Origin of the sequence: Longicatena caecimuris (assembly GCF_018406465.1) — a bacterium.
Taxonomy (GTDB): Bacteria; Bacillota_I; Bacilli_A; order Erysipelotrichales; family Erysipelotrichaceae; genus Longicatena; species Longicatena caecimuris.
Genome location: NZ_AP024510.1, coordinates 2,790,010 through 2,814,413, shown reverse-complemented (window position 1 = coordinate 2,814,413; position 24,404 = coordinate 2,790,010). Strand labels below are relative to the sequence as shown.

The window sequence follows — 24,404 nt, the reverse complement described above, 5'->3', positions numbered from 1 at the left end:
GAATTTTGTAACAAGCAGAAAAAGCTTGGGAAGGGCTGTAAAAAAGTGTATAAGTGAAAGAATTGTCAATTGACAAGAGAAAGGATAATACGTATAATAAGGGTGTTAAAAGGAGGACTTTGAAGATGACAGTAAAAGTTGCTATTAATGGATTCGGACGTATCGGACGTCTGGCATTCAGACAAATGTTTGGAGCTGAAGGATATGAAGTAGTTGCAATCAACGACTTAACTTCTCCTGATATGCTGGCTCACTTATTAAAATACGACTCAACACAGGGACGTTATGAAAAAGCTGATACAGTAGTAGCTGGTGAAAAATCAATCACAGTTGATGGAAAAGAAATCACTATCTATGCTGAAGCTGATGCTAAAAACCTGCCTTGGGGAGAATTAGGTGTTGACGTAGTATTAGAATGTACAGGATTCTATACATCAAAAGCGAAAGCAATGGCTCACATCGAAGCTGGTGCTCGTAAAGTTGTTATCTCTGCTCCTGCAGGAAATGACTTACCTACAGTTGTTTACAACACAAACCACGATGTATTGAAACCAGAAGATACAGTTATCTCTGCTGCTTCTTGTACAACAAACTGCTTAGCTCCTATGGCAAAAGCATTAAATGACTTAGCTCCTATCCAGAGCGGTATCATGTCAACCATTCACGCTTACACTGGTGATCAGATGACATTAGACGGACCTCAGAGAAAAGGTGACAAACGTCGTTCTCGTGCAGCTGCAGTAAACATCGTACCTAACTCTACAGGTGCTGCAAAAGCTATCGGTTTGGTAATCCCTGAACTGAACGGTAAATTAATCGGTTCTGCTCAGCGTGTTCCAACTCCTACAGGATCAACTACTATCTTAGTTGCTGTTGTTAAGGGTAAAGTTACAGTTGATGAAATCAACGCTGCTATGAAAGCTGCTGCTAACGAATCTTTCGGTTACAACACTGACCCAATCGTATCTAGCGATATCATCGGTATGCGTTTTGGATCTCTGTTCGATGCTACTCAGACAATGGCTATCGAAATGGAAGATGGAAATACTCAGGTACAGGTTGTATCTTGGTATGATAACGAAAACTCTTACACTAGCCAGATGGTTAGAACAATCAAATACTTCTCTGAATTAGCTTAATTCAAGTATTGTAAGAACTTAAATAGGATTGTGGCTTAATGCTGCAGTCCTTTTTTGTTGACTTCTTTTCTTTTTACACATATGAGCCAAGCTTGTCTACTAGCGTTTTCATATTAGAGCTCTATGAAAACCATGATAAATATTATAAATGTTGAGGAAAGCACTTTTTAAATATTGTGAAAAGGTGTAAACTATAAGCATTCGGAGGTGAGATGGATGGCATTACGCATGAAATTAAATACCAATGATGAAGGAGAAACAAACGAACTTGATGATTTGGATGAACTCGATGCTGTCTATGTGAATAAACTAAAAGAAAGCAGCATCCAAGAAGATCTATTGGAACAGTTCAAAGATATTACGAAGCTTTTAGATGAACAAAAAGGGAAGAGTTAGTATTGAACTCTGGCCTTAAGCTTGTTATACTATAAAAAACTGATGACAAAGGATGAGTACTTGATACCATTGTGGCATAGCGATTTCTGGATGGTGGAAGCAGAAAGCATAAGGTAACAGGGAATGCCCCTTTGAGGGATTTTTCGATAAGTAGAAAAATACGTGACACGGCGTTATACGTGAAGAGTGGAAAAGCATATTTCAAGCAAAGTGGAACCGCGTCTAAGATAGGCGTCTTTGCAGTCGAAGTGCTTTTTTTATTGCTAGGAGGTAAGTTATGAAGCTATTCAATAGTATGAATCAGACGATCGAAGAGTTTAAACCAATCCATGAACATGAGGTCAATATGTACGTATGTGGCCCTACCGTATATAATTATCCTCATATAGGAAATGCCCGCCCCATCGTTGTTTTTGACACACTGAAAAGAACGTTTCAGGCATTAGGATATAAGGTGAAAATGGTGTCAAATTATACCGACGTAGATGATAAAATCATCAAAGTCGCAAAAGAATGTGGAGTTAGTGAAAAAGAGATTACGGAAAAATTTATCAAAGCCTATAACGATGATCGTCTGGCATTGCATGCCATGATGCCAGATGCAGCGCCAAGGGTTACAGAAACGATGGATGCCATTATTGCCTTTATTGAACTGTTAGTGAAAAAAGGTCATGCCTATGAAATTGATGGAGATGTGTATTTTCGTGTCAACAGTGTGGAAAGCTATGGGAAGCTGTCAAATCAACAAATCGATGATTTGATGGTGGGAGCGCGTATCGATGAAAACAGCAAGAAAGAAAATCCTTTGGATTTCACCTTGTGGAAACGTACGGATGAGGGCATTCAATGGAATTCCCCATGGTCCGTTGGAAGACCTGGCTGGCATACAGAGTGTGTTGTCATGATCAATAAGGAATTTCATGGAGAGCATACGATTGATATTCACGGCGGTGGTATGGATCTGAAATTCCCGCATCATGAAAATGAGATTGCACAATCAAGAGCGGCTTATGAAACACCGATTGCGAACTATTGGATTCACAATGGAATGGTGAATATCGACGGTGAAAAAATGAGTAAGTCACTAGGAAATGTCATTTGGGCTAAAGACATGATTGAAAAGATTGGCGGCAATGTATTACGCTGGGTATTCTTATCGGCACACTATCGCAGCCCTCTGAATATTAACGAAGAGGCCATTGAGACAGCGAAGAAGGAATTGCAAAAGGTACAGACTTCTTTAAAACAGGCGTATGTAAAGCTAGCTCTTGCGGATGTGGAGATTACAGATGAAGCAGAAGATACTTTGCTTACCCCATTCATGGATGCAATGCAGGATGATATGAATACGCCAAATGCCTTTGCAGCTTTGTTTGAGACAGTGAAAGTCTTAAATCAGACGATTCGCCAGCGGGAAGTTGATTTGACTTTCTTGCAAAGAATTGTCAAAACAGTGGAAACGATGTTGGATGTGTTAGGAATTGAAAATAACCGCTTGATCTTATCCGATGAGGATAAAGAATTGCATCACAAGTGGAAAGCTGCAGTGAAGGAAAAAGATTTTGCTACGGCCGATGACTATCGTGCGCGCCTTATCGAAAAGGGTATTCTGTAATGGAAATACAGGAGTATAATGGCACTTCCTTGGCTTACATGGGAGATGCTGTGATGTCACTGTATGTAAGAGAGCTGCTATTATCGAAAGGTTATCAGAAATCCAAAGACTTACAAAAATTCAGTGAGGCATGGGTCAGTGCCAAAGCACAGGCAGGATTTTTGAATCAATTAGAAACCGAGGGCTTTTTTACAGAAGAAGAATGGGCTATTGTCTTACGTGGCAGAAATACCAATCCTAAAAGTAAGGCAAAAAATGCGGATGTTATCACTTATCGCAAAGCTACCGGCTTAGAAGCTGTTTTTGGCTGGCTGTATCTGATGAAAAAAGAAGAACGGCTTTTACAGCTATGGCAACGCATTGTTGCATTAGGAGATGTAAAATGACACAATATGTATATGGTAAAAATGTAGTAAAACAGTTGCTGCAGGAGGATAAAAAAATCTATGAGATCCTAATGGCAGAAGGTATGCGAGATACAGCTTTAGAAAAGCTTATCAAGGAGCATAAGATCACATGTAAGATTTTACCGCGTAAAAAAATGGATGGTATGTTACAGGGAAATCATCAGGGAATCGCTGCAAAAATTGATGACTATAAGACATATGAATTATTGGAATTGTTAGAAAGCATACCCAAAGGTAAAATGCCTTTGTTCGTGATGTTGGATGGTTTGGAAGATCCCCATAATTTGGGAGCAATCTTACGTACCTGTGATTGTGTTGGGGTGGATGGTGTCATTATTGGTAAACATCGCAATGTTGGCTTAACCCCGACGGTGGCAAAAGTCAGTACCGGAGCCATTGATACGGTAAAGGTCGCCATGGTGACAAACCTGGCACAATCCATTAAATATTTAAAGAAACAGGGGTTTTGGATTGTTGGTACTGATTTCGAAAATTCTCGCGATTATCGCGAAGGGCAATACGATGTACCACTCGTAATAGTTGTGGGTAGTGAAGGCTTTGGCATCAGTTCTTTGGTAAAGAAAAACTGTGATTATTGTGTACGACTTCCTATGGAAGGGGTTGTAACCAGTTTGAATGCCAGTGTTGCCTGCGGCATTTTGTTGTATGAAATCTACAACCAAAGACATCCTTTATAAATACTTACTTCAATAGCATGCAGGAAGAAGTATGTCCTATTGTATATCGTATATGATAAATAACGTAATCCTTTTCCATGCTCTCACGAGGAGGGTATTATGGAAAACACCAATCGTAAAAATGATTATGAGCTTCTTTATATGTATCGGCAAATGGAAGATGTCACATTGCATCTTTTCATACAGAACTATAGCGTAAAAGTTTGGCGAATGATTCATCAGCATAGCACTGGGATGAATCAGCGAAATCGTGAAGAGTTATATCAATTGTGCATGATTAAACTTGCAGAAGCAATTGACTCCTATCAGATGGATAAACAAAGCTCCTTTGCTACTTATTACATGAAAATTGTGAAGCATGTAATTCTTGATTATGTGAAAAAGCAAGCGCGCTATCAGAGTCATATAGATGAATTTACTATGTTATATGGATTTGAAGTCTGTGATGAAAGTGGTCATTATCTCAGGGAAGGAAATGAAGCATTTCCACATGCCAAAAAAGAACTGCAGAATGAACAATTGCGACAGCTGTTAAGCGAATCAAAAGTTATTCTTAAAGAGAGGGAATATCAAATCCTTGCTATGCGTATGCAGGGATATACTTATAAAGAAATTGCGGAAAAGATGCATTTATCGCGTAATACCATAGATTATATGGTGCGAAAACTGCGTAAGCAAAAAGATGGAATTGACTAAGACAAGACTTTATGATAAAGTTAATAAGCAAAGAAAGAGGTGTTTTTTTCATGAGCGATAAAGTAATTCTCACCTGCACCGAATGTCTTTCTCGAAACTATACAACTACAAAAAACAAGAAAACGCATAATGAGCGTATTGAATTGAAAAAGTTTTGTAAGAAGTGTGGCAAGCATACGATACATAAAGAAACAAAATAAGGAGGTTTCTTATGAAGTGGTTCAGTATTAATGGTATTTTAACCGAAATGAAACGAATTCGCTGGCCGAAGGGCAAAGATTTGGCAAAAGACAGTGCGACGGTCATCGCATTTACAGCTGTTTTAGGATTGTTTTTCTTCCTATGTCAGGTTGCATCATCCGGCTTTTTGAAATTAATTGGAATGTAGGAGGCAAGACATGGCAGAAGAACAGAAAAAACAATGGTATGTGGTAAATACATATGCCGGACATGAAAACCGTGTTAAGGAAAATCTGGAGCGTCGTGTTGAAACCATGGGCTTGCAGGATTTTCTGTTTCGCATCGTTGTAGCAGAGGAAAAAGAGATCGAATATAAAAATGGCAAAGAAGTTGAAAAGACCAAAAATCCTTTCAGCGGCTATTTATTCGTAGAAATGATCATGACAGATGAGGCATGGTATATTGTACGTAACACACCGGGAGTTACCGGATTTATCGGATCCAGTGGTGGTGGAGCTAAGCCTTTCCCTGTTGCCGAAGATGAAATGGAAGCAATTCTGCGACGTCTTGGCATGAGTGAGCGTAAAGTACAGATTGACTTTGCTGTAGGAGATCGTGTTCGTATCTTAAGTGGTGCTTTTGCGAATTCCGAAGGAACGGTGGAAGAGTTACACGAGGATTCCCAAACAGCTATCGTCTTATTGATTTTATTTGGACGTGAAACGCCAACTGAAATCAGTTATGGTGACTTAGAAAAAGTAGAGCTGTAAAACAGATGTAAATAGTCTTGAAACCAATCTGGTTTTGAGGCTTTTTTTATTTGGATGAAAATGGCTTTGTTGTATAACAAAGCGGATAAACATGCAAAGCAAAACATAAGATGTCAGCCGTTTATAATAAGTGAATCACAATATATGGGTAGTATATGATACGGTTTAAAGATGGTAACCTGTTGATAAATTTGATAAAAACATAAAAAAATGGTTTTCTTCCGCAATCTGACAAAATTAGCAGTAATGTCTTTCTATACTGTAAGCAGGAAGTGATAATATGAGGGAACGCATTGGAATCATTCTGGGTATCAGTGGCATCCTTCTGCTGATTGAGCCAAGCATCAATCAACAGCAATTATATGGTTACCTTTCTTACATAGCAGAACACTACTGGCCGGTAGGACTGATTCTTGCAGGTATGATTCTAATCAATCCAGGAAAACGAAAAACACGCAGCAGAAACAGATAACGCTTGCTTTCCCAGTAGGATATGCTTTACTATTATGGGTAAGAAAGCAGGGATAAGATGAAGAAAACGTATTTAATTGATCTCGATGGAACAATGTATCGGGGAACTTTATTGATCGAAGGTGCTATGCACTTCGTTCATGAATTAATCAAACGCAAGGAAGAATTTTACTTTTTAACGAATAATGCCAAACGCACAAAACGCCAAAATGTAGAACATATGGAACGCATGGGATATTGCGGTATCAAGGAAGAACATTTTTTCACTAGTGCTATGGCTGCAGCTATCTATGCCCGTAAGCATTATGAAGGCAGAAGAGCATATTATATCGGACAGGATGGTTTACGAGAAGCTCTGGAGGATGAAGGGTTTACCATTGATGATACAAACGCTGATTTTGTTTTTGTCGGCTTAGATACTTCCGGAACTTATGAAAAATATTCCAAAGCTTTAAAGCTGCTTTTAAATGGCGCCAAGCTGATTGGGACAAATGATGATCGCATACTGGCACAGCCGGATGGTTTTTCCATTGGAAATGGTTCTGTTGTGGCTATGTTTGAATATGCAACACAACAAAAAAGTCCCAAAATTGGTAAGCCTCATGATACGATTTTGGAAGAAGCTTTAGACTTTTTACATAAAAAGAAAGAGGATGTGATACTCATCGGTGATAATCTGGAAACAGATATTCTGTTAGGTGTACGCAATCAGGTTGAAACCATTTTTGTGACAACCGGCGTTCATCAAAGAGAGGATATTGATCGATTAGGTATTCATCCTACGCATATCGTAGATGATTTACAGGAATTGTTATAGAAATATGTGAAATTTAGTTAGATTGAGCAAACTTCTTTCTTTGTACAGTTCCTGGTGTTATACTGAGAATAGATAATAAAGGAGGACAAAATTATGTCTGTTATTGTTGATGTACACGCAAGAGAAGTTCTCGATTCTCGAGGAAATCCTACCATAGAAGTTGAGGTGGAAACGGTCAGTGGAGCATTTGGCCGTGCCATTGTACCAAGTGGTGCCAGCACCGGAGAGCGTGAAGCCTTAGAGTTACGCGATGGTGATAAGAATCGCTTTAATGGCAAAGGTGTCATGACTGCCGTAAACAATGTGAATGAAATCTTGGCAGATGTGGTGATTGGTTTGGATGTTACTGATCAGGCGGCAATTGATAAAGCTTTGATTGAAGCTGATGGTACAAAGGATAAGTCTAAATATGGTGCAAATGCCATCCTAGGTATTTCCTTAGCGGTTGCCCATGCTGCGGCTAACTTTTATGGATTGCCATTATATCGTTACTTAGGCGGTATTCATGCGAAAACATTGCCAGTGCCAATGATGAATGTCTTAAATGGAGGAAGTCATGCGGATTCTTCGGTAGATTTCCAGGAGTTTATGATTATGCCGGTTGGTGCTAAAAGTATGAAAGAGGCAATTCAAATGGGTGCTGAAACTTTCCATGCCTTGAAAAAAGTATTAAAGGAAAAAGGCCAAGTAACAGCTGTTGGTGATGAAGGTGGTTTCGCACCGAATCTGGAAGATAACGAAGCGCCATTGAAAGCTATTATGGAGGCAATCAAAGCTGCTGGTTATAAGGCCGGAGAAGATATTTGCATTGCTATGGATGTTGCGGCTAGTGAATTCTACAACACGGAAACGAAAATGTATGATTTGAAAAAATCAGGTCAGGGTTCTAAAACAACCGATGAGATGATTGCCTGGTATGATGAACTGGTAGAAAAATATCCGATTATTTCGATTGAAGATGGCTTAGGCGAACGTGATTGGGATGGCTGGAAGAAACTGACGGAGCATTTAGGCAAGAAAATCCAGTTGGTTGGTGATGATTTATATGTAACAAATCCGGCAATCTTACAGGAAGGTATTGATAAAGATATCGCTAATTCCATTTTGATCAAGGTAAACCAGATTGGCACATTGACGGAAACCTTTGATGCTATGGAGCTGGCTAAGAAACATGGGTATACGGCAGTTGTATCCCATCGAAGCGGTGAAACTGAAGATACGACGATTGCCGATATTGCAGTGGCATTCAATGCCGGTCAGATTAAGACTGGTTCTATGTCAAGAACTGATCGTATTGCCAAATATAATCAATTGCTTCGTATTGAAGAAGAGTTGGGTGATGTAGCAGTATTTCCTGGGAAATCTGCCTTCTATAATATTTACAAACATTAAATAAGTACTTAATGGAACACTGCGAAAGGATATCATGAATTCTTAAACAGTGTTCCTTTCCTTTAAAGCGTTCTTAGATGTTATCTTATTGTAGTATCTGGTAGTTCATTACGTTCAAACAAGAAATGTGTGATATCACGTATGTGAGCATTTCTCATGAAACAATCTGCCCTTGCTTGCATGTATCTTAAATATTTTCGAAACAATATTGTAATTATTAGCATTGTTTGCTATACTAGTAAGGTATCGAGAAATAGGAAGGAGGACTATCATGGGCATTTTAGAAATACTATTAATGATTGCATCGGTCATTTTGATAATACTCTCCTTATTACAAAGCGGAAAGTCAGATGGTCTTGGAAGTGCATTTGGTGGAAGTGATGGATTGAATCTGTTTGCCAATGTCAAAGAAAGAGGATCTGAAAAAATCATATCTAATGTTACTATGGTAACAGGAATTATCTTTTTCGCTCTTGTTATAATTATCCGTATTTTAGACTAAGACCGTGCAAGGTCTTTTTTTATGAAGTTCCGCAAATTGTTAAGATCTAGATAAAATGCGCTATCATATTTATGAAATAAGCGTGGAATGGTATACTATAACTATAAGTTCATAATGAAAAGGAGGGCAAATAATGAGCAAAAAAGAAGAACTACTCGCCCTGATCAAACAAAACGATTATCGTGGTATGGATGTGAAACAATTATCCAGGATGATCCAAATGGAAGATAGTGTTGCCTTCACAGAATTGATGAAATTATTAAACGATTTGGAAGCTGCACGTATTATTGCCAGAGATGAGCGACATCGCTATTTCCTTAGTGAAAAACTAGGGTATGTGAGTGGTACGCTGCGTATAAATCCGAAAGGCTTTGGCTTTGTGGAAACAGCGGATGACAGTTACTATATAGCCAGAGAACGATTGGGTTTCGGTATGGATCGAGATGTTGTATATGCCAGAACATGGACCAATAATGATAAAAGTGTAGAGGGTGAAGTGGTCGAAGTCATTTCACATAGCGTCACGCATATCGTGGGGGTAGTAAAAATCAAAGAAGGATCAAAGTATTTCTTACCTGATTCTTATTTAAACAATCGTAAAATCAAAATTACGAATTATGATGATTTTAAATTGGTGAATGATTCTAAAGTTCTGCTTCATATTGATAGTTATGGAACGGTTTTAAAATGTCATATTGAAAAGGAAATCGGTTATAAATATGATCCGGGGATTGATATTTTAAGTATCTTACTTGAAAAAGATATCGTTCCTGAATTCAATGAAAAAGTGAAAGCAGAAGTAGCTGGCATAAAAGAAGAAGTGGACGTAAATGAATTGAAGAATCGTGAGGATTTGCGTAAGCTGTTGACAATTACTATAGATGGGGAAGATGCCAGAGATTTAGATGATGCCATCAGTATTGAGAAGATAGAAAAAGGCTATCGTCTTTATGTGCATATTGCGGATGTTTCCTATTATGTACAAGAAAATACGGCGCTTGATAAAGAGGCTTATCATCGGGGGACTTCAGTATATGTGGTAGATCGCGTCGTACCGATGTTGCCTCACGCGTTATGCAATGGCATTTGTTCCTTAAATCCCCATGTGGATCGCTTAACCATAACTTGTATGATGGAAATAGATCGTACAGGCAATGTAATGAATTATCGTATCTTTCCTAGTGTGATCAATAGCAATGAGCGAATGACCTATACGAATGTGAATAAGATATTATCCGGTGATGCTAAAACACAAAAAGCTTATCCTCATTTGTTAAAGATGTGCTTAGATATGAAGGTTTTGGCTGGAATCATTCGCAGACGCAGAGAAGGACTTGGCGCCATTGATTTTGATAGCAGAGAGGCTAAAATTCTGGTTGATGAAAAAGGGAAACCAAAAGATATCGTCTTACGTGAGCGTGGAGAAGCAGAGCGCATCATTGAAGATTTTATGATAGCGGCAAATGAAACTGTAGCCACGCATATGAAATGGCTGGAAACGCCATCGATGTATCGTATTCACGAAGCTCCTGAACCTAAGAAAATGCGGGAGTTTGCACGTATTGCGAAAACATTGGGATATACGTTTAAGGGAGGTATCCAAGACGTACATCCAAAACAGCTACAGGCTTTATTAGATGAAGCCAGAGGACAGGATAATTATTTCGTGTTATCCAGTTTCATGTTAAGAAGCATGCAGAAAGCGCGCTATGATAATCGTTGTTTGGGACATTTCGGACTGGGCTTAAAGGAGTATTTGCATTTTACATCACCGATTCGCCGCTATCCGGATTTGATCGTACATCGCATGCTGCGAAAATATATCTTTACATCATCTGAAGATGTAGATAAAATGAAACAGGATGAACAATGGTGTGAACAGGCAGCCATTCAGGCAAGTGAGCGTGAGCGTAATGCTGTGGATGCCGAACGAACCGTAGATGATATGAAAAAGGCTGAGTATATGGAAAACTATATCGGACAGCGTTTTGCAGGAGTCATCAGTGGTATTACTAAGTTTGGAATGTTTGTTGAGCTGGATAATACGGTAGAAGGCTTGGTGCATATCTCATCCATGGAAGATGATTATTATCATTATGATGAAGTGAGTCACAGTCTAATTGGTGAGCATACGGCAAATGTGTATCGCATGGGACAAAAAGTCCAGGTTAGATGTATTGATGCAAATCGGTTTAAACGTGAAGTTGATTTTGCATTGTTAACAAAAAAGAGGGGAAAAAGGGGCCGTTAAAGGCATATCTTTTGTTCCTTGACATAAACTAAAGAGGTGAAGCTATGACAGCTGGTAGAAAAGTAATCGTATTTAATCGGAAAGCATCCCACGAATATTTTCTGGAAGATCGTTTTGAGGCCGGTTTGGTGTTACAGGGTACGGAAATTAAAGCGATTCGTAAGGGGCATGCCCAGATCAAAGATGCATATATCAGTTTTACGAACAATGAGGCTTTTATCAAAGAAATGCATATCCCGGAATATGAATTCGGCAATCGTTTTAATCACGATGAAACGCGTATCCGTAAGCTGTTGCTGCATAAGAGTGAAATTATAAAGCTGCAACAAAAGGTGAAGTTAAAGGGCTATACGGTGATTCCTATCTCATTATATTTGGAAAAGGGAAAAGCTAAAATGGAAATTGTCTTAGCAAAAGGTAAAGATTTGCATGATAAGCGAAATGTTCAGAAAGAAAAAGATGCGAAACGTGAAATTGAAAAAGCTTTAAAAAACCAATATTAGGACAGTTGTAGTTTGCGGTATTTTGTGGTAAACTACAACTACCTAAAACCGGGGGTGTACTGGTTTCGACAGGGATACGCTTGGTACAGACGGCAGTCGAGTGGTTACGTAATAACCAATTAAATTTAAACGGAAAAACTAAATTAGCTAACATCTTTGGTGCAAACCAGAGAATGGCTTTTGCTGCTTAATAACCGACATAGGTTCGCAGCTGCCGCTAGTATGTTGTCCTTTGGCATACTAGATGAGCATCTCATTCACGAAGGATAAGGTTCAATTCTAGTTCAAGGGATTGATCACGAAAATAAATTGAACACCTTCAATAGGAGCTGTCCATTGTTACCTGTTGAATATTGGTAATGGACTAAACTGTAGATGTCTGTACGTGGGGCTGTTTCTGGACGCGAGTTCAACTCTCGCCACCTCCACCATATATAAGGTTAACGATATGTTGATTCCGTAATGGATATGCAAGATATCGTTTTTTTAAATTGTAAGGGAACCGATAGCTTTGATGAAAAAGCTTAAAATAATGTGACTTATCAAGCCTTTAATGTTTGCTTATGGAAATCCAAAAGAAGAACAGCTTCCTTAATATGTTGTTTACATTATCATCCATCACCTTATAAACAGCCTATAATTTGCCATACTAGAAAAGACAATGAAAGGCGGTTATGTTATGCGTAAAACAATTCTTTTTATCGCTATGAGTTTAGATGGATTCATCGCTGATAAAAATGGCAAAGTTTTTTGGTTAGCAGGGGAGGATGCCAATCAAAATGATATGATTACATATGAAACCTTTATCCAAGGTGTAGATACTGTCATTATGGGGGCAAATACGTATCATCAGCTACGTACTGAAATATCACCAAAACAATGGATATATCCTACTCTTACCAGTTATATCATTACACATCAAACTGAAGCGTCTACTGAAAAGATAAGGTTCACTATGGAAGATCCTGTGGCATTGATAAGACATTTAAAAACACAACTGGGAAAAGATATCTGGATTTGTGGTGGTGCATCCATTGTGAATCAAATCATGCAAGCCGACAGCATTGATCGATATCATATCAATGTTATTCCTACTCTTCTAGGTACAGGCATACGATTGTTTCATAACACGGATATTGAAAGAAAATTAACTTTGTTGCATACACAAAGCTATAACGGTATCGTTGATCTGGTATATGAACGAAGAACTGCATCTTCCTCTTTTGATGTAAAATAGATTTATGCGAATCTTCCTCATGAAAGAAGATTGATTTTATGAAAAGCAATAAAACGATTGCTTAACAAATGACTTTCAGGTAAAGTGTAGATATATGAGGAGGCGTTATGTATGCGCGATAAAGTAAAAACGATCGGGAACCTAATTGATAAACAAAGTGTATCTTTCATCAGTTCAGTTGATGAGAAAGGATTTCCTAACACGAAGGCGATGTTGCCGCCACGTAAAAGAGAAGGTATCAAAGTGTTCTATTTTACAACCAATACATCTTCGATGCGTGTAGAGCAGTATCGAAAGAATGATAAAGCGTGTATTTATTTTTGTGATAAACGTTTTTTTCGCGGTGTCATGCTGATAGGAAAAATGGAAGTGTTGGAAGATGCCGTTTCGAAAGAAATGATCTGGCAAGAAAACGATACGATGTATTATCCGCAAGGTGTAAGTGATCCTGATTATTGTGTGCTTCGTTTTACGGCAGAAAGTGGTCGGTTTTATAGTAATTTTTCATCTGAAACATTTGAAATATGATTTTCTGATGCAATATCGCATGAGAAAATGTAGGATTTGTAAAAGCATTGTAAAAGAGTAGTACAGTGCTTTTCATAGCGTTATAATATAAGAGAGAGATTTGCATATTCACAACTTCATTTCGTTTTTCACATACCGTAAAGGTTGGCGCAGAAAATGATGGAAAGAAGTGTGAGTTTATGAAAAAAACAATCTTACTAACAGGAGCAAACGGACATTTGGGAAAAGCCATCCTGCAGGAACTTCATGAAACATCTTATGAAATACGTGCGCTTATCATGCCGCAGGATCATGCAACTGATGATAGTCATGTACATTATTATAAAGGAGATGTCTTAGAATCGGATAGTTTGCTTCCCTTTTTTGCGAACTTACAAGATAAAGAAGTGTATCTATTGCATGCCGCAGGGATTGTTGATATTCAAAGAAAAGTATCCACTAAACTTTATGATGTGAATGTCTTAGGCACAAAAACGATGCTGCAATTCGCAAAGCAATATCATATAAAGCGTTTCTTATACACCAGCTCTGTACATGCTATACCCGAAAAAACGTATCCGCAAATAATTACTGAGGTGCATCACTTTGATGCGTCCCTTGTAAAAGGTGGATATGCCAAAACAAAAGCACTTGCATCTCAACTGGTCATGGATGAGGTTGCCAATGGTTTGGATGCCGTTATTGTTCATCCTTCCGGTATCTTAGGGCCATATGGAACCAAGAACAATTATTTAGTGCAGATGATAAGCGATTATCTGGAAGGAAAATTGCTGGCTGGTGTTTCTGGTGGTTACGACTTTGTTGATGTCAGAGATGTCGCGAAAGGATGTATTGCGGCTTTAGAACATGGAGAAAAAGGAGATTGTTATATTTTATCTAATCAATATTATAAGATATCCGATATTCTAGATATAACCGCCTCTTTATGTGGAAAAGATGCACTGTTTATGTTACCTATGTGGGTGGCAAAAGCCTTTGCCCCTATAATTTCAGGATATGCAAAATTGCGCCATCAGCGCCCATTATATACTCCATATTCTCTTTATACTTTAGCATCAAATGTGCGCTTTTCACATGAACATGCTACCACACAGTTGGATTATCAACCAAGAAGTATGAAGGACACGCTAAGGGCAACGATTGCATGGTATCAAAGCAGGCAGGTTCATGAGCTATAATTTAGGGAAGCGTTCCTTTTGGAACGCTTTTTTACACCCTTTCTGTAAGGATAAAAAGGCCTAATTATGTTGACATAAAATAGGAAAAGAATTAAAATAATGAAGTAGGACGACATTTCTTGTGAAGATATTGTCAAATAGAAATTTCGTAGGGAAAACGTCCTCGATGATGTTATTTTAAATAGAGGAAAATGACATTGTCAAGACAGCTACACAAGCGTTAAAGTAGCACTATGGTAAATCTTTCATGGATTATGCGAGAAAGGAGAAATGACATGATTTATTCAAAAGAAGTTGAAAACATGTGCACTGTTAAGTGTGGTGCAAGCCATGGTTGTGCACCTATTCCTGAAGAAGGAAAATGGGTAAACTCCAGAGAAATCAAAGATATTTCAGGTTTGACACATGGTATTGGATGGTGTGCTCCACAGCAGGGTGCCTGCAAACTGACACTGAACGTTAAAGAAGGTATCATCGAAGAGGCACTGATTGAAACATTAGGATGTTCCGGTATGACTCACTCCGCAGCTATGGCTAGTGAGGCTATCGTTGGTAAAACACTGCTTGAAGCATTAAATACAGACTTAGTTTGTGATGCTATCAACACAGCTATGCGTGAACTGTTCCTGCAGATCGTTTATGGACGTACACAGTCTGCATTCTCTGAAAACGGACTTCCAGTTGGAGCTGGTTTGGAAGACTTAGGTAAAGGTACACGTTCTCAGGTTGGTACGGTTTACTCAACAAAATTAAAAGGACCTCGTTACTTAGACTTAGCTGAAGGCTATATCTTAAAGATGGGTCTTGATGAAAATGATGAAATCATCGGTTATGAATACGTAAACATGGGTGTATTCATGGACGCTGTTAAAAAGGGCACTAACCCTGAAGAAGCTCTGAACAATGCAAAGAAAACTTATGGTCGTTATGCAGATGCTGTTAAGTACATCGACCCAAGACACGAATAGGAGGAAAAATCATGGCATTATTTGAAGGATACGAAAGACGTATTGATAAAATCAATGAAGTATTAAACTCATATGGTATTTCTTCCATCGAAGAAGCAAAAACACTGTGTGATGATTTAGGTGTTGATGTATACAACATCGTAAAAGGCATTCAGCCAATTTGTTTTGAAAATGCATGCTGGGCATATATTGCCGGTGCAGCAATCGCTATCAAAAAAGGTGATAAAACAGCTTATGAAGTAGCGAAATCATTAGGTGAAGGGTTACAGGCATTCTGTATTCCTGGATCTGTTGCAGACGATCGTAAGGTTGGTCTGGGACATGGTAACTTGGCTGCTATGTTGTTGGATGACAACACAAAATGTTTCGCATTCTTGGCAGGACACGAAAGTTTCGCTGCTGCTGAAGGTGCAATCGGTATCGCTCGTAACGCTAACAAGGCTCGTAAAGAACCACTGCGCGTTATCCTGAATGGTTTAGGAAAAGATGCTGCGAAGATCATTTCTCGTATCAATGGATTTACACACGTTGAAACTGAATTTGACTACTTCACAGGTGAATTAAAAGAAGTTTACAGAAAAGCTTACTCTAATGGAGAAAGAGCTGCTGTTAACTGCTATGGTGTAGATGATGTACGTGAAGGTGTTGCTGTTATGCATCACGAAGGTGTAGACGTTTCTATCACTGGTAACTCTACTAACCCAACACGTTTCCAGCATCCAGTTGCAGGTACATATAAGAAAGAATGTATCGAACAGGGTAAAAAATACTTCTCTGTAGCATCTGGTGGTGGTACAGGTCGTACATTGCATCCAGATAACATGGCTGCAGGTCCTGCTTCTTACGGTATGACAGATACAATGGGACGTATGCATTCTGATGCTCAGTTTGCTGGTTCTTCAAGTGTTCCTGCTCACGTAGAAATGATGGGTCTGATCGGTATGGGTAACAACCCTATGGTTGGTGCTTCCGTAGCTGTAGCTGTAGCTGTATCAGAAGCATTGAATAAATAATTTTGATAAGAAATGAGCTGTTGTCTTAAAGATGACAGCTTTTTTTGTGTGCGGATGATAGCAGTTATGGATCATGAAGAAGAAACAAGAAAAAAGAAAGGTACATTTACTTCATATGGACAATTCATTTAGTTATAGAAACTAGATTGACTAATTATAAGAATTATACTATACTATGTATGTAACAATCGTATTTCAATTTGAAATATAAATGGAGGTTCAAAGTTCATGAATAAAGAAAAGATTGCTATTCTGGTGGATAGCTGTTGTAATGTACCGCAGGAATTCGTAGATAAATATGGAATGTATGTTATTCCTTTAAAGGTATTATATAAAGATCGTGAATATATGGATGGTGTAGATATTACCGCTGAAGAAGTATACCGTGGTTTAGAAAAGGAAATCCCTAAGACATCATTACCTTCTGGAGAACATATTCAGAAGATACTTGATCGTATAAAAGCAGATGGTTATGAAAAGGTCATTGCTGTTACGATATCCAGTGGCTTAAGTGGCACGAATAATATGATCAATTTATTGGCAAAAAATTATGAAGGATTGGAGTTCTTTGTGTTGGATACAAAAAATATTTCCATCGGATCAGGATTTCATGCCATTCAAGCGGCTCGTTATTTAGAAGCCGGCATGAGTTATCAAGCAATTTGTGAGAAATTAGAAAAAGAAGTAATGAATTGTAAGGTGTTCTTTGTTGTGGAAACTTTAGAATATCTGCAAAAAGGTGGTAGAATCGGCCTGGTTGCCTCATTATTTGGGAATGCCTTACATTTAAAGCCAATTATATCATGTAATGAAGATGGTGTGTATTATACGGTAGCAAAGGTAAGAGGAAGAAAGCAATCCATATCCAAGACCAAAGAATTGGCTTTGCAATTTGCCGGTAATCATAAGAAATATAATGTCTCCATTATGCATGGTGATGCTGCTGCATTATGTGAGGAAATTAAGCAAGATTTGCTTCCGAAGCTACCTCATATGGATGTATTTGTCAGTGATCAAGTATCTCCGGCCCTTGGTGTGCACACGGGTCCGGGAACGATAGGAATATGTATTCAGGTATTAGAAGATTAAAATGTTGACAGGTGTTTATAAAAATGCCTGTTTTTTCTATTTGTGCTTTATAGAAATCAAGGAAAGACTTATGTTTACGTTTCATATAAAATTAGCATTCATACTAGCCGCAAGAAGTTGTATATACATTAACAAAATTCGCTTACTTAAGAAAATACAGATGCGAAATGGAAGCATTCTTTGCAATAAGATTAAAAGCATATCTTAAAGTAATTTAATCGATTTAACAATCAAATTGATATTATAAATAAAGTGAATAAATAAAAAAATTCAAAAACCTCTTGTCAAAGCGCTTTCAGCATGCTATATTTATATGCGTAATAAGACATGTAACTGGTAATGCAGGCAGGATCTTACAATATCCAGAAGGCAAATATGTTTGTCTGGATGTATTGTAGATCCTGCCTTTATTTTTTGGCCAAAAATTGCATCGTACATGGGAAGGAGAAAAAAATGGATTATAAAAAAAGTGCAGCCGATATTTTAACCTATATCGGAGGTGAAAAAAATGTTGTAAATTTGGAACATTGTTCCACACGCCTTCGTTTTACAGTAGCAGATCAAACCTTAGTTGATGAAGCAAATCTGAAAAAGGTTCCCGGTGTGATTGGCGTTATTCTAAACGTTCAAGTACAAATCGTTATAGGGAATGCCGTTATTGAAGTGTATAACGAATTGATGAAATTATGTAAACCGCAAGAACAGCAATCGATAAAAACGGAAAAACAAAGTTTTGGCAATACCCTGTTAAGTTTTATTGTTGGCATCTTCCAGCCGCTTGTACCAGCTATTGCTGGAGCTGGTGTATTAAAATCTATCTTGATCCTGTTATCTACATTAGGAATTGTATCGGCAAGTGATGGGTTTTATGTAATCTTATCTTCTATTTCAGATGCGACGTTCTACTTTTTACCTTTAATGGTCGCTGTAACCACAGCAACCAAAATGAATACAAACAAACTTGTTGCTTTGGCTGCCGTCGGCGTTTTATTACTGCCTAATAATGTCGCTTTACTTGCAGAAGGATTTAAAATCTTTGGTATTACGGTAAAGAATGTTGCTTATAACTCTCAGGTGTTTCCGGCAATACTTACTGTATTATGCTTAGGTGTGTTAGAAAAAGGTTTAAACAAAATTTCACCTAAAGCAATTAGAGTATTCTTTGTTCCTATGGTAGCTTTAGCAATTACGATTCCCTTGGCATTCTTGGTATTAGGACCATTAGGATATACATTGGGAGAATATCTAACATCTGCAATTCTGTTCTTATATGATAAGTTAGGATTCTTAGGCATTGCTTTATTATCAGGTATCTTACCATTTATGATTGCAACCGGTATGCATAAAGCTATGGTACCATATGCCGTATCGACTTATGGTAATTTAGGTTATGAAATGATGTATCTTCCAGCTTCTTTAGCTCACAATATTTCTGAATCAGGAGCTTGCTTTGCGGTAGCAATCAAGGCGAAAGATCAGCAGAAAAAGTCTGTTGCTGCATCAGCCGGCATCTCTGCTTTAATGGGAATTACTGAGCCTGCATTATATGGTGTAACATTATTAAATAAAAAAGTGTTAATCAGTGTGATTGTCAGTGGCTTTATCACCGGAGGTTTCTGTGGATTTGTATTATTAAAAAGTTTTGTTATTGCAGGACCTGGACTTGCGAATATCACGATGTTTATCGATCCAAAGAATGGCATGAATTTCATATATGGTGTGATTGGATTTGTTATGGCCTTTATCTTATCTTTCGTTATAACTTTCTTTCTTTGGAAAGAGGAAGCAAATAGTGAAACACCCGAAAATAATGATGAAATCAACACAATACAGGCACCTTTAAAAGGAAATGTGATTGCCTTAGAAAGTGTTAATGATGAGATGTTTTCTAAAAAAGCGTTGGGTGATGGAATTGCTATGATTCCTGAAATCGGTGAATTGTATGCTCCATGTGAAGGGACCATAAAAATGGTATTTGATACAAAACATGCTATTGGTATGGAAACAACGAATGGAACGGAATTATTGTTTCATGTTGGTTTAAATACCGTTGAATTAAATGGGAAATATTATGAAGCATGTGTAAAAGCCGGTGATCATGTAAAGCAAGGGGATCTCTTGTTAAAATTTGATGTAGAGAAAATTAAAAGTGAAGGTTATGATGTAACAACACCAATCATTGTAACAAACACTGCTGCTTATGATATATTTGTAAAAGGAAAAGGACAAATGGATCCAAGTGGGATCATGATGATGACAGAAAGGAAGAAATAACATGAGAACATTTCCAGAAGGATTTTTATGGGGAGGCGCAACAGCTGCGAATCAGATGGAAGGCGGTTGGAATGAAGGGGGAAAAGGATGGAGCGTTTCAGATTGTGCACGAGCAAAGTTTGATGTTGATGTGAAAAATTATGAGAAACAAAATGAAATTACATCAAAAGATATTGAAGAAGCATTAGCACATCCTGAAGATATGGTAAATTATCCAAAACGCCATGGAAACGATTTTTACCATCATTATAAAGAAGATATTAAGCTGTTTGCAGAAATGGGATTTAAAGTATTTCGTATGTCCATTGCATGGAGCAGAATTTTTCCAAATGGTGATGATGAAACGCCAAATGAAGAAGGATTGCAGTTCTATGATGATGTATTTGATGAATTAAAAAAATATAACATTGAACCGCTTGTAACCATGTCTCACTATGAACCTCCTTTAAATCTAACCTTATCTTATGATGGATGGTATTCTCGAGAAGTGATCGGTTTCTTTGAGAACTATGTTCGTACAATTTGCGAGCGATATAAAAATAAAGTAAAATATTGGCTGACATTTAATGAAGTTGACAGTATTATTCGTCATCCTTATACAACCGGTGGATTAATTAAGGATCGCTTTCCAAATAAAAATTTTGAAGAAGTATGTTATCAAGCAATGCATCATCAATTTGTAGCAAGCGCTTTGGCAACAAAGATCTGTCATGAAATTATACCGGGGGCAAAAGTTGGCTGCATGATTACGAAATTATCGTATTATCCTATGACTTGCAAACCTGAAGATATTTTAAAATCACAACAAATGATGCGTAATATTTATGCTTATTCCGATACACAGGTATTTGGAGAATATCCATCCTACTTATTAAGCTATTATAAAAATCATGATATTCATATCCATAAAGAAGCAGGAGATGATGAAATCATGAAAAAATATCCAGTTGATTTTGTATCTTTTAGTTATTATATGTCAAGTTGTGTTGCTGAGGATGAAACAGGTATTGAGAAAACCGCTGGGAATACGGTTATGGGATTGAAGAATCCATATCTTCCTTCTAGTGAATGGGGTTGGCAGATTGATCCTATCGGACTTCGTATTTCACTTGTAGAACTGTATGATCGCTATCGTAAACCTTTGTTTATCGTGGAAAACGGTCTAGGAGCTAAAGATGAGCTGATAGATGGAAAGGTACATGATGAATATCGCATTGATTATTATCGAAAACATTTTAAATGTATGTTGGATGCGATTTTAGAAGATGGTGTAGAATTGATGGGCTATACATCCTGGGCATGCATTGATTTAATCAGTGAATCCACAAAACAAATGTCAAAACGTTATGGTTTTATCTATGTGGATGTTGACGATTACGGCAATGGAACGTATGATAGATATCGGAAGGATTCTTTCTATTGGTATCAAAAGGTTATTCACCATAATAGTTTAGATTTTGAATGATAGATGAAGGAGGAAAGAGAATGGCTAAGATCAAAAAAGTTTTAAATTCCAGTGTTGTTTTGGTCGAGGACGAACAAAAATCCGATTTTATCATATTAGGAAAAGGGATAGGTTATGGTAAAAAATCTGGCGAGAATATCGATGTGAATGACTCTACCTATCAATTTTATATACCTGTTGTGAGTGATAAATCAAAACAGATTATGGATCTTTTAGATGCCATTTCTCCTGAAGTATTGGAAGTGACCCATCAGGTTATTTCTTTGGCTAAAGCAGATTTACATACAGAGTTTAATGATAATTTGTATTTTGTTTTAGCAGATCATTTGAACTTTGCGATAGAACGTTTGAAACAAAACATGGTAACAACCAATCGTTTAATTTGGGAAATACAAAATTTTTATCCTGAAGAATATGCTGCCGGTGTTCATTGTTTAAAATTGGTTAATAAAGCATTACATATTCTACTTCCGGATGATGAAGCAGTGAATATTGCGTTTCATTTGGTAAATGCTCAATCTTCTAATAACCCGGAGTATGACAGTGCTCGTTATGCGAAATTAATAGGAGAAATCATAAATCTTGTTCGTTATTCATTGAATAAAGAGTTTCATAAAGATAGTATACATTATTTACGCTTTATTACACATATCCGTTTCTTTGTTGAACGATTCTTCACGGATAAGATGTTAGAGGATAATGGCGATAGTTTCTATTTAACATCAAAAAATCGTTATCAAAAAGAAGTTGAAGTGGCGAATAAGGTAAAAAGTTTTCTCTATGATCAATACCAGAAACTTATCACTGATGAGGAAATGTACATATCAATCGTTTATTACGTGATGAACCGTCTGTTTAGACGGTTTTTTTCTATGATAAGAGTTTGATTGCATCAAAGTAGAACGTAAAAAAGATGCGAAGAAGAACTTATAGATTTTAAGAAAAGAGCACCCTTCAAAGCTGCCTAAAGCTAGCTATGAAAACAGAATATCGGATTTACATAGTCTAAAGAAATGCATATTGCTATTTTACGATGGCATAAAATAGCATCGTATATATTCTCATACATAAAGCAGTCATATGTCTTAAGATGCCTATCTTTTGATAAACCGTATTTTTCACATGATCGTAAGCTATAATAAAGGTAGAAAGTAGGGATAAGATGAAACATATCTATGTAAATGGAACTATCTTGACAATGGAAGATGTGCAAAAACAAGTAGAAGCAATTTGCTTTGAAAATGAGCGTATTGTGGGATTAGGAAATCGCTCTGATTTGATAAAACGCTTCCCTGAGGCAGAAATTCATGACTTGTGTGGGAAAACAATGCTGCCGGCCTTTCTTGATGCACATTCCCATTTTACAGGAGTAGCCAATGCGCTTCGCCTTTGTGATTTAAGTGATGCAAGATCATTTGATGATATTATTATAAAAATGAAGAAGTTTGCGAAAGATAGAAAATTAGGGAAGCAGGACTGGCTGATTGGTGCGAATTATGATCATAATTTCATGAAAGAAAAAAGACATCCTGACCGACATGTGCTTGATGAAATTAGCATGGAGCAACCGATTTACATTTCTCATGCTTCTTCACATATGGGAGTTGCCAATAGCGCTGCTTTGCAGGCATGTGGTTTACACAATGCAATGAAAGATCCAGAGGGAGGAAGATATGGCAGAGAAGCTGATGGCAGTATGAATGGTTATATGGAAGAAAGGGCTTTTGTGTCTTTTCAAAATCAAGTACCTATGCCATCCATGGAAACGCTGTTAGAGCTGATGAAAGAAGCACAGGCAATTTATGCCAGTAACGGGATTACCACAGTGCAGGAGGGATTTACGCAATCATCTTTATTTCAGTTATTATTGTCTGCCGCTAAGTCAAATACCCTATATCTCGATGTAGTTGCTTATGCAGATGTAAGTGAAGAAAAAGATTTGTTTACCCAATACCCGACTTATGTGCGGTACCAGAATCATTTGAGATTAGGTGGTTACAAAACGTTTGCTGATGGTTCACCACAAGGTAAGACGGCATGGATGTTGGAACCATATTGTGGAAGTGAGGATCGCGGGTATCCGGCGATGACAGATGCGCAGATGTATCAGCGTATTGAAAAAAGTGTTAGAAAGAAACGTCAATTGCTTGTACATTGCAATGGTGATGCTGCCGCAAGACAATACATTACACAATTTGAAAAGGTCATGAAACAACATCCTGAGGCAACGACGCATCGTCCGGTCATGATTCATGCCCAACTGGTCCGTAAGGAAGAACTGGAAAGAATGCCGGCATTAGATATGATTCCATCTTTCTTTGTTGCACACACTTGGTATTGGGGCGATATTCATATTGAAAATTTTGGGAAACAAAGAGCGGATAAGATTTCACCGGCACATACAGCCAAGAAATTGCAGTTGCCCTATACCTTCCATAATGACAGCCCGGTCATTCCGCCAAATATGTTAAAAACATTATGGTGTGCAGTGAATAGAAAAACAAAGAGTGGACATCAGATAGGAAATACAGAAGCCTTATCCGTGGAAGATGCTTTGCGTGGCTTGACGATTCATGTGGCACATCAATATTTTGAAGAAGATAAAAAGGGAAGCTTTAAAGAGGGAAAACAAGCAGATTTTATTCTTCTGGATAAAAACCCTTATCAGATAGATAAGACGAAGTTAGATACGATACAAGTATTAGAAACATGGAAAGAAGGTAAATGTATCTATCAGAAAAAATGAATGCAAAGTAATCATTTTTTGCATTTAAAAGTACATGAATTCATAAATGTTAGGAGTACCTTAGTAGAA

General features: G+C 37.6%; 25 protein-coding genes, 1 other RNA gene and 1 other annotated feature. All 26 genes read left to right on the top strand.

Translation table 11 applies throughout. The annotated features are described in order from the left end of the window. Positions 1-125: 125 nt before the first annotated feature. Positions 126-1,139, top strand: coding sequence for a type I glyceraldehyde-3-phosphate dehydrogenase (gene gap / locus KJS44_RS13215; RefSeq protein WP_008690611.1), 1,014 nt, complete (start codon positions 126-128; stop codon positions 1,137-1,139). A gap of 216 nt (positions 1,140-1,355) precedes the next feature. After that, positions 1,356-1,535 carry a hypothetical protein gene (locus KJS44_RS13210; RefSeq protein WP_008690614.1) on the top strand — a complete coding sequence of 60 codons (180 nt, stop codon included), beginning with the start codon at positions 1,356-1,358 and terminating at the stop codon, positions 1,533-1,535. Positions 1,536-1,568: 33 nt separating this feature from the next. Further along, positions 1,569-1,777 (top strand) — a binding site (T-box leader). Positions 1,778-1,812: 35 nt separating this feature from the next. Further along, positions 1,813-3,150, top strand: a complete 1,338-nt coding sequence (gene cysS / locus KJS44_RS13205; protein WP_008690616.1) for a cysteine--tRNA ligase — start codon at positions 1,813-1,815, stop codon at positions 3,148-3,150. Then, positions 3,150-3,536 carry a Mini-ribonuclease 3 gene (locus KJS44_RS13200; RefSeq protein WP_008690617.1) on the top strand — a complete coding sequence of 129 codons (387 nt, stop codon included), beginning with the start codon at positions 3,150-3,152 and terminating at the stop codon, positions 3,534-3,536. Before cysS ends, KJS44_RS13200 begins: the two co-directional genes overlap by 1 nt. Next, positions 3,533-4,255 (top strand): 23S rRNA (guanosine(2251)-2'-O)-methyltransferase RlmB, encoded by a 723-nt coding sequence (gene rlmB / locus KJS44_RS13195; protein ID WP_008690618.1) that lies wholly within the window; start codon positions 3,533-3,535, stop codon positions 4,253-4,255. Before KJS44_RS13200 ends, rlmB begins: the two co-directional genes overlap by 4 nt. Positions 4,256-4,354: 99 nt before the next feature. Continuing rightward, the gene (locus KJS44_RS13190) at positions 4,355-4,951 is read left to right on the top strand and encodes an RNA polymerase sigma factor (protein ID WP_008690619.1); all 597 of its coding nucleotides are present in this window, start codon (positions 4,355-4,357) and stop codon (positions 4,949-4,951) included. Positions 4,952-5,001: 50 nt separating this feature from the next. Continuing rightward, on the top strand, positions 5,002-5,151 hold the full coding sequence (gene rpmG / locus KJS44_RS13185; protein ID WP_008690620.1) for a 50S ribosomal protein L33: 150 nt from the start codon (positions 5,002-5,004) through the stop codon (positions 5,149-5,151). An 11-nt stretch (positions 5,152-5,162) separates the two neighbouring features. Next, positions 5,163-5,339: a preprotein translocase subunit SecE gene (secE, locus tag KJS44_RS13180; RefSeq protein ID WP_008690621.1), complete on the top strand. Its 177-nt coding sequence runs from the start codon at positions 5,163-5,165 to the stop codon at positions 5,337-5,339. Positions 5,340-5,349: 10 nt separating this feature from the next. After that, the gene (gene nusG, locus KJS44_RS13175) at positions 5,350-5,901 is read left to right on the top strand and encodes a transcription termination/antitermination protein NusG (protein WP_008690622.1); all 552 of its coding nucleotides are present in this window, start codon (positions 5,350-5,352) and stop codon (positions 5,899-5,901) included. A gap of 280 nt (positions 5,902-6,181) precedes the next feature. After that, on the top strand, positions 6,182-6,373 hold the full coding sequence (locus tag KJS44_RS13170; protein ID WP_008690624.1) for a hypothetical protein: 192 nt from the start codon (positions 6,182-6,184) through the stop codon (positions 6,371-6,373). Between the two features lie 57 nt (positions 6,374-6,430). Continuing rightward, entirely contained in the window at positions 6,431-7,189 is a 759-nt protein-coding gene (locus KJS44_RS13165; protein ID WP_008690625.1) for an HAD-IIA family hydrolase, read from the top strand. A 93-nt stretch (positions 7,190-7,282) separates the two neighbouring features. Further along, positions 7,283-8,581, top strand: a complete 1,299-nt coding sequence (gene eno / locus KJS44_RS13160) for a phosphopyruvate hydratase (protein WP_008690626.1) — start codon at positions 7,283-7,285, stop codon at positions 8,579-8,581. Positions 8,582-8,852: 271 nt separating this feature from the next. After that, positions 8,853-9,083: a preprotein translocase subunit SecG gene (gene secG, locus KJS44_RS13155; protein WP_008690627.1), complete on the top strand. Its 231-nt coding sequence runs from the start codon at positions 8,853-8,855 to the stop codon at positions 9,081-9,083. Positions 9,084-9,216: 133 nt separating this feature from the next. Then, entirely contained in the window at positions 9,217-11,334 is a 2,118-nt protein-coding gene (rnr, locus tag KJS44_RS13150; RefSeq protein WP_008690628.1) for a ribonuclease R, read from the top strand. A gap of 44 nt (positions 11,335-11,378) precedes the next feature. After that, complete coding sequence (gene smpB, locus KJS44_RS13145) at positions 11,379-11,837, top strand: SsrA-binding protein SmpB (protein ID WP_008690629.1); 459 nt, start codon at positions 11,379-11,381, stop codon at positions 11,835-11,837. Between the two features lie 50 nt (positions 11,838-11,887). Next, positions 11,888-12,268: a transfer-messenger RNA gene (ssrA, locus tag KJS44_RS13140) on the top strand. Positions 12,269-12,516: 248 nt separating this feature from the next. Continuing rightward, positions 12,517-13,074 carry a dihydrofolate reductase family protein gene (locus KJS44_RS13135; RefSeq protein ID WP_008690630.1) on the top strand — a complete coding sequence of 186 codons (558 nt, stop codon included), beginning with the start codon at positions 12,517-12,519 and terminating at the stop codon, positions 13,072-13,074. A 111-nt stretch (positions 13,075-13,185) separates the two neighbouring features. Continuing rightward, a complete protein-coding gene (locus KJS44_RS13130; protein ID WP_008690631.1) occupies positions 13,186-13,602 on the top strand; it encodes a pyridoxamine 5'-phosphate oxidase family protein in 417 nt (138 codons plus the stop codon). A gap of 179 nt (positions 13,603-13,781) precedes the next feature. After that, entirely contained in the window at positions 13,782-14,780 is a 999-nt protein-coding gene (locus KJS44_RS13125; protein ID WP_008690633.1) for an NAD-dependent epimerase/dehydratase family protein, read from the top strand. Between the two features lie 275 nt (positions 14,781-15,055). Then, positions 15,056-15,748 (top strand): iron-sulfur cluster assembly scaffold protein, encoded by a 693-nt coding sequence (locus tag KJS44_RS13120; RefSeq protein ID WP_008690634.1) that lies wholly within the window; start codon positions 15,056-15,058, stop codon positions 15,746-15,748. 11 nt (positions 15,749-15,759) lie between these two features. Then, positions 15,760-16,761 (top strand): GGGtGRT protein, encoded by a 1,002-nt coding sequence (locus KJS44_RS13115; RefSeq protein ID WP_008690636.1) that lies wholly within the window; start codon positions 15,760-15,762, stop codon positions 16,759-16,761. A 228-nt stretch (positions 16,762-16,989) separates the two neighbouring features. After that, a complete protein-coding gene (locus tag KJS44_RS13110; protein ID WP_008690638.1) occupies positions 16,990-17,850 on the top strand; it encodes a DegV family protein in 861 nt (286 codons plus the stop codon). Positions 17,851-18,303: 453 nt separating this feature from the next. Beyond that, positions 18,304-20,124 (top strand): beta-glucoside-specific PTS transporter subunit IIABC, encoded by a 1,821-nt coding sequence (locus KJS44_RS13105; RefSeq protein WP_008690639.1) that lies wholly within the window; start codon positions 18,304-18,306, stop codon positions 20,122-20,124. 1 nt (position 20,125) lies between these two features. Continuing rightward, positions 20,126-21,589 carry a glycoside hydrolase family 1 protein gene (locus tag KJS44_RS13100; RefSeq protein ID WP_008690640.1) on the top strand — a complete coding sequence of 488 codons (1,464 nt, stop codon included), beginning with the start codon at positions 20,126-20,128 and terminating at the stop codon, positions 21,587-21,589. A 20-nt stretch (positions 21,590-21,609) separates the two neighbouring features. After that, positions 21,610-22,476, top strand: coding sequence for a PRD domain-containing protein (locus tag KJS44_RS13095; RefSeq protein ID WP_008690641.1), 867 nt, complete (start codon positions 21,610-21,612; stop codon positions 22,474-22,476). A gap of 275 nt (positions 22,477-22,751) precedes the next feature. Then, positions 22,752-24,335, top strand: a complete 1,584-nt coding sequence (locus tag KJS44_RS13090) for an amidohydrolase (protein WP_008690642.1) — start codon at positions 22,752-22,754, stop codon at positions 24,333-24,335. Positions 24,336-24,404: the final 69 nt, after the last annotated feature.

What these genes read in the sequence shown, in the direction of transcription:
- gap (WP_008690611.1), top strand. Translation starts at nt 126, where the DNA reads ATGACAGTAAAAGTTGCTATTAATGGATTCGGACGTATCGGACGTCTG.
- KJS44_RS13210 (WP_008690614.1), top strand. Translation starts at nt 1,356, where the DNA reads ATGGCATTACGCATGAAATTAAATACCAATGATGAAGGAGAAACAAAC.
- cysS (WP_008690616.1), top strand. Translation starts at nt 1,813, where the DNA reads ATGAAGCTATTCAATAGTATGAATCAGACGATCGAAGAGTTTAAACCA.
- KJS44_RS13200 (WP_008690617.1), top strand. Translation starts at nt 3,150, where the DNA reads ATGGAAATACAGGAGTATAATGGCACTTCCTTGGCTTACATGGGAGAT.
- rlmB (WP_008690618.1), top strand. Translation starts at nt 3,533, where the DNA reads ATGACACAATATGTATATGGTAAAAATGTAGTAAAACAGTTGCTGCAG.
- KJS44_RS13190 (WP_008690619.1), top strand. Translation starts at nt 4,355, where the DNA reads ATGGAAAACACCAATCGTAAAAATGATTATGAGCTTCTTTATATGTAT.
- rpmG (WP_008690620.1), top strand. Translation starts at nt 5,002, where the DNA reads ATGAGCGATAAAGTAATTCTCACCTGCACCGAATGTCTTTCTCGAAAC.
- secE (WP_008690621.1), top strand. Translation starts at nt 5,163, where the DNA reads ATGAAGTGGTTCAGTATTAATGGTATTTTAACCGAAATGAAACGAATT.
- nusG (WP_008690622.1), top strand. Translation starts at nt 5,350, where the DNA reads ATGGCAGAAGAACAGAAAAAACAATGGTATGTGGTAAATACATATGCC.
- KJS44_RS13170 (WP_008690624.1), top strand. Translation starts at nt 6,182, where the DNA reads ATGAGGGAACGCATTGGAATCATTCTGGGTATCAGTGGCATCCTTCTG.
- KJS44_RS13165 (WP_008690625.1), top strand. Translation starts at nt 6,431, where the DNA reads ATGAAGAAAACGTATTTAATTGATCTCGATGGAACAATGTATCGGGGA.
- eno (WP_008690626.1), top strand. Translation starts at nt 7,283, where the DNA reads ATGTCTGTTATTGTTGATGTACACGCAAGAGAAGTTCTCGATTCTCGA.
- secG (WP_008690627.1), top strand. Translation starts at nt 8,853, where the DNA reads ATGGGCATTTTAGAAATACTATTAATGATTGCATCGGTCATTTTGATA.
- rnr (WP_008690628.1), top strand. Translation starts at nt 9,217, where the DNA reads ATGAGCAAAAAAGAAGAACTACTCGCCCTGATCAAACAAAACGATTAT.
- smpB (WP_008690629.1), top strand. Translation starts at nt 11,379, where the DNA reads ATGACAGCTGGTAGAAAAGTAATCGTATTTAATCGGAAAGCATCCCAC.
- KJS44_RS13135 (WP_008690630.1), top strand. Translation starts at nt 12,517, where the DNA reads ATGCGTAAAACAATTCTTTTTATCGCTATGAGTTTAGATGGATTCATC.
- KJS44_RS13130 (WP_008690631.1), top strand. Translation starts at nt 13,186, where the DNA reads ATGCGCGATAAAGTAAAAACGATCGGGAACCTAATTGATAAACAAAGT.
- KJS44_RS13125 (WP_008690633.1), top strand. Translation starts at nt 13,782, where the DNA reads ATGAAAAAAACAATCTTACTAACAGGAGCAAACGGACATTTGGGAAAA.
- KJS44_RS13120 (WP_008690634.1), top strand. Translation starts at nt 15,056, where the DNA reads ATGATTTATTCAAAAGAAGTTGAAAACATGTGCACTGTTAAGTGTGGT.
- KJS44_RS13115 (WP_008690636.1), top strand. Translation starts at nt 15,760, where the DNA reads ATGGCATTATTTGAAGGATACGAAAGACGTATTGATAAAATCAATGAA.
- KJS44_RS13110 (WP_008690638.1), top strand. Translation starts at nt 16,990, where the DNA reads ATGAATAAAGAAAAGATTGCTATTCTGGTGGATAGCTGTTGTAATGTA.
- KJS44_RS13105 (WP_008690639.1), top strand. Translation starts at nt 18,304, where the DNA reads ATGGATTATAAAAAAAGTGCAGCCGATATTTTAACCTATATCGGAGGT.
- KJS44_RS13100 (WP_008690640.1), top strand. Translation starts at nt 20,126, where the DNA reads ATGAGAACATTTCCAGAAGGATTTTTATGGGGAGGCGCAACAGCTGCG.
- KJS44_RS13095 (WP_008690641.1), top strand. Translation starts at nt 21,610, where the DNA reads ATGGCTAAGATCAAAAAAGTTTTAAATTCCAGTGTTGTTTTGGTCGAG.
- KJS44_RS13090 (WP_008690642.1), top strand. Translation starts at nt 22,752, where the DNA reads ATGAAACATATCTATGTAAATGGAACTATCTTGACAATGGAAGATGTG.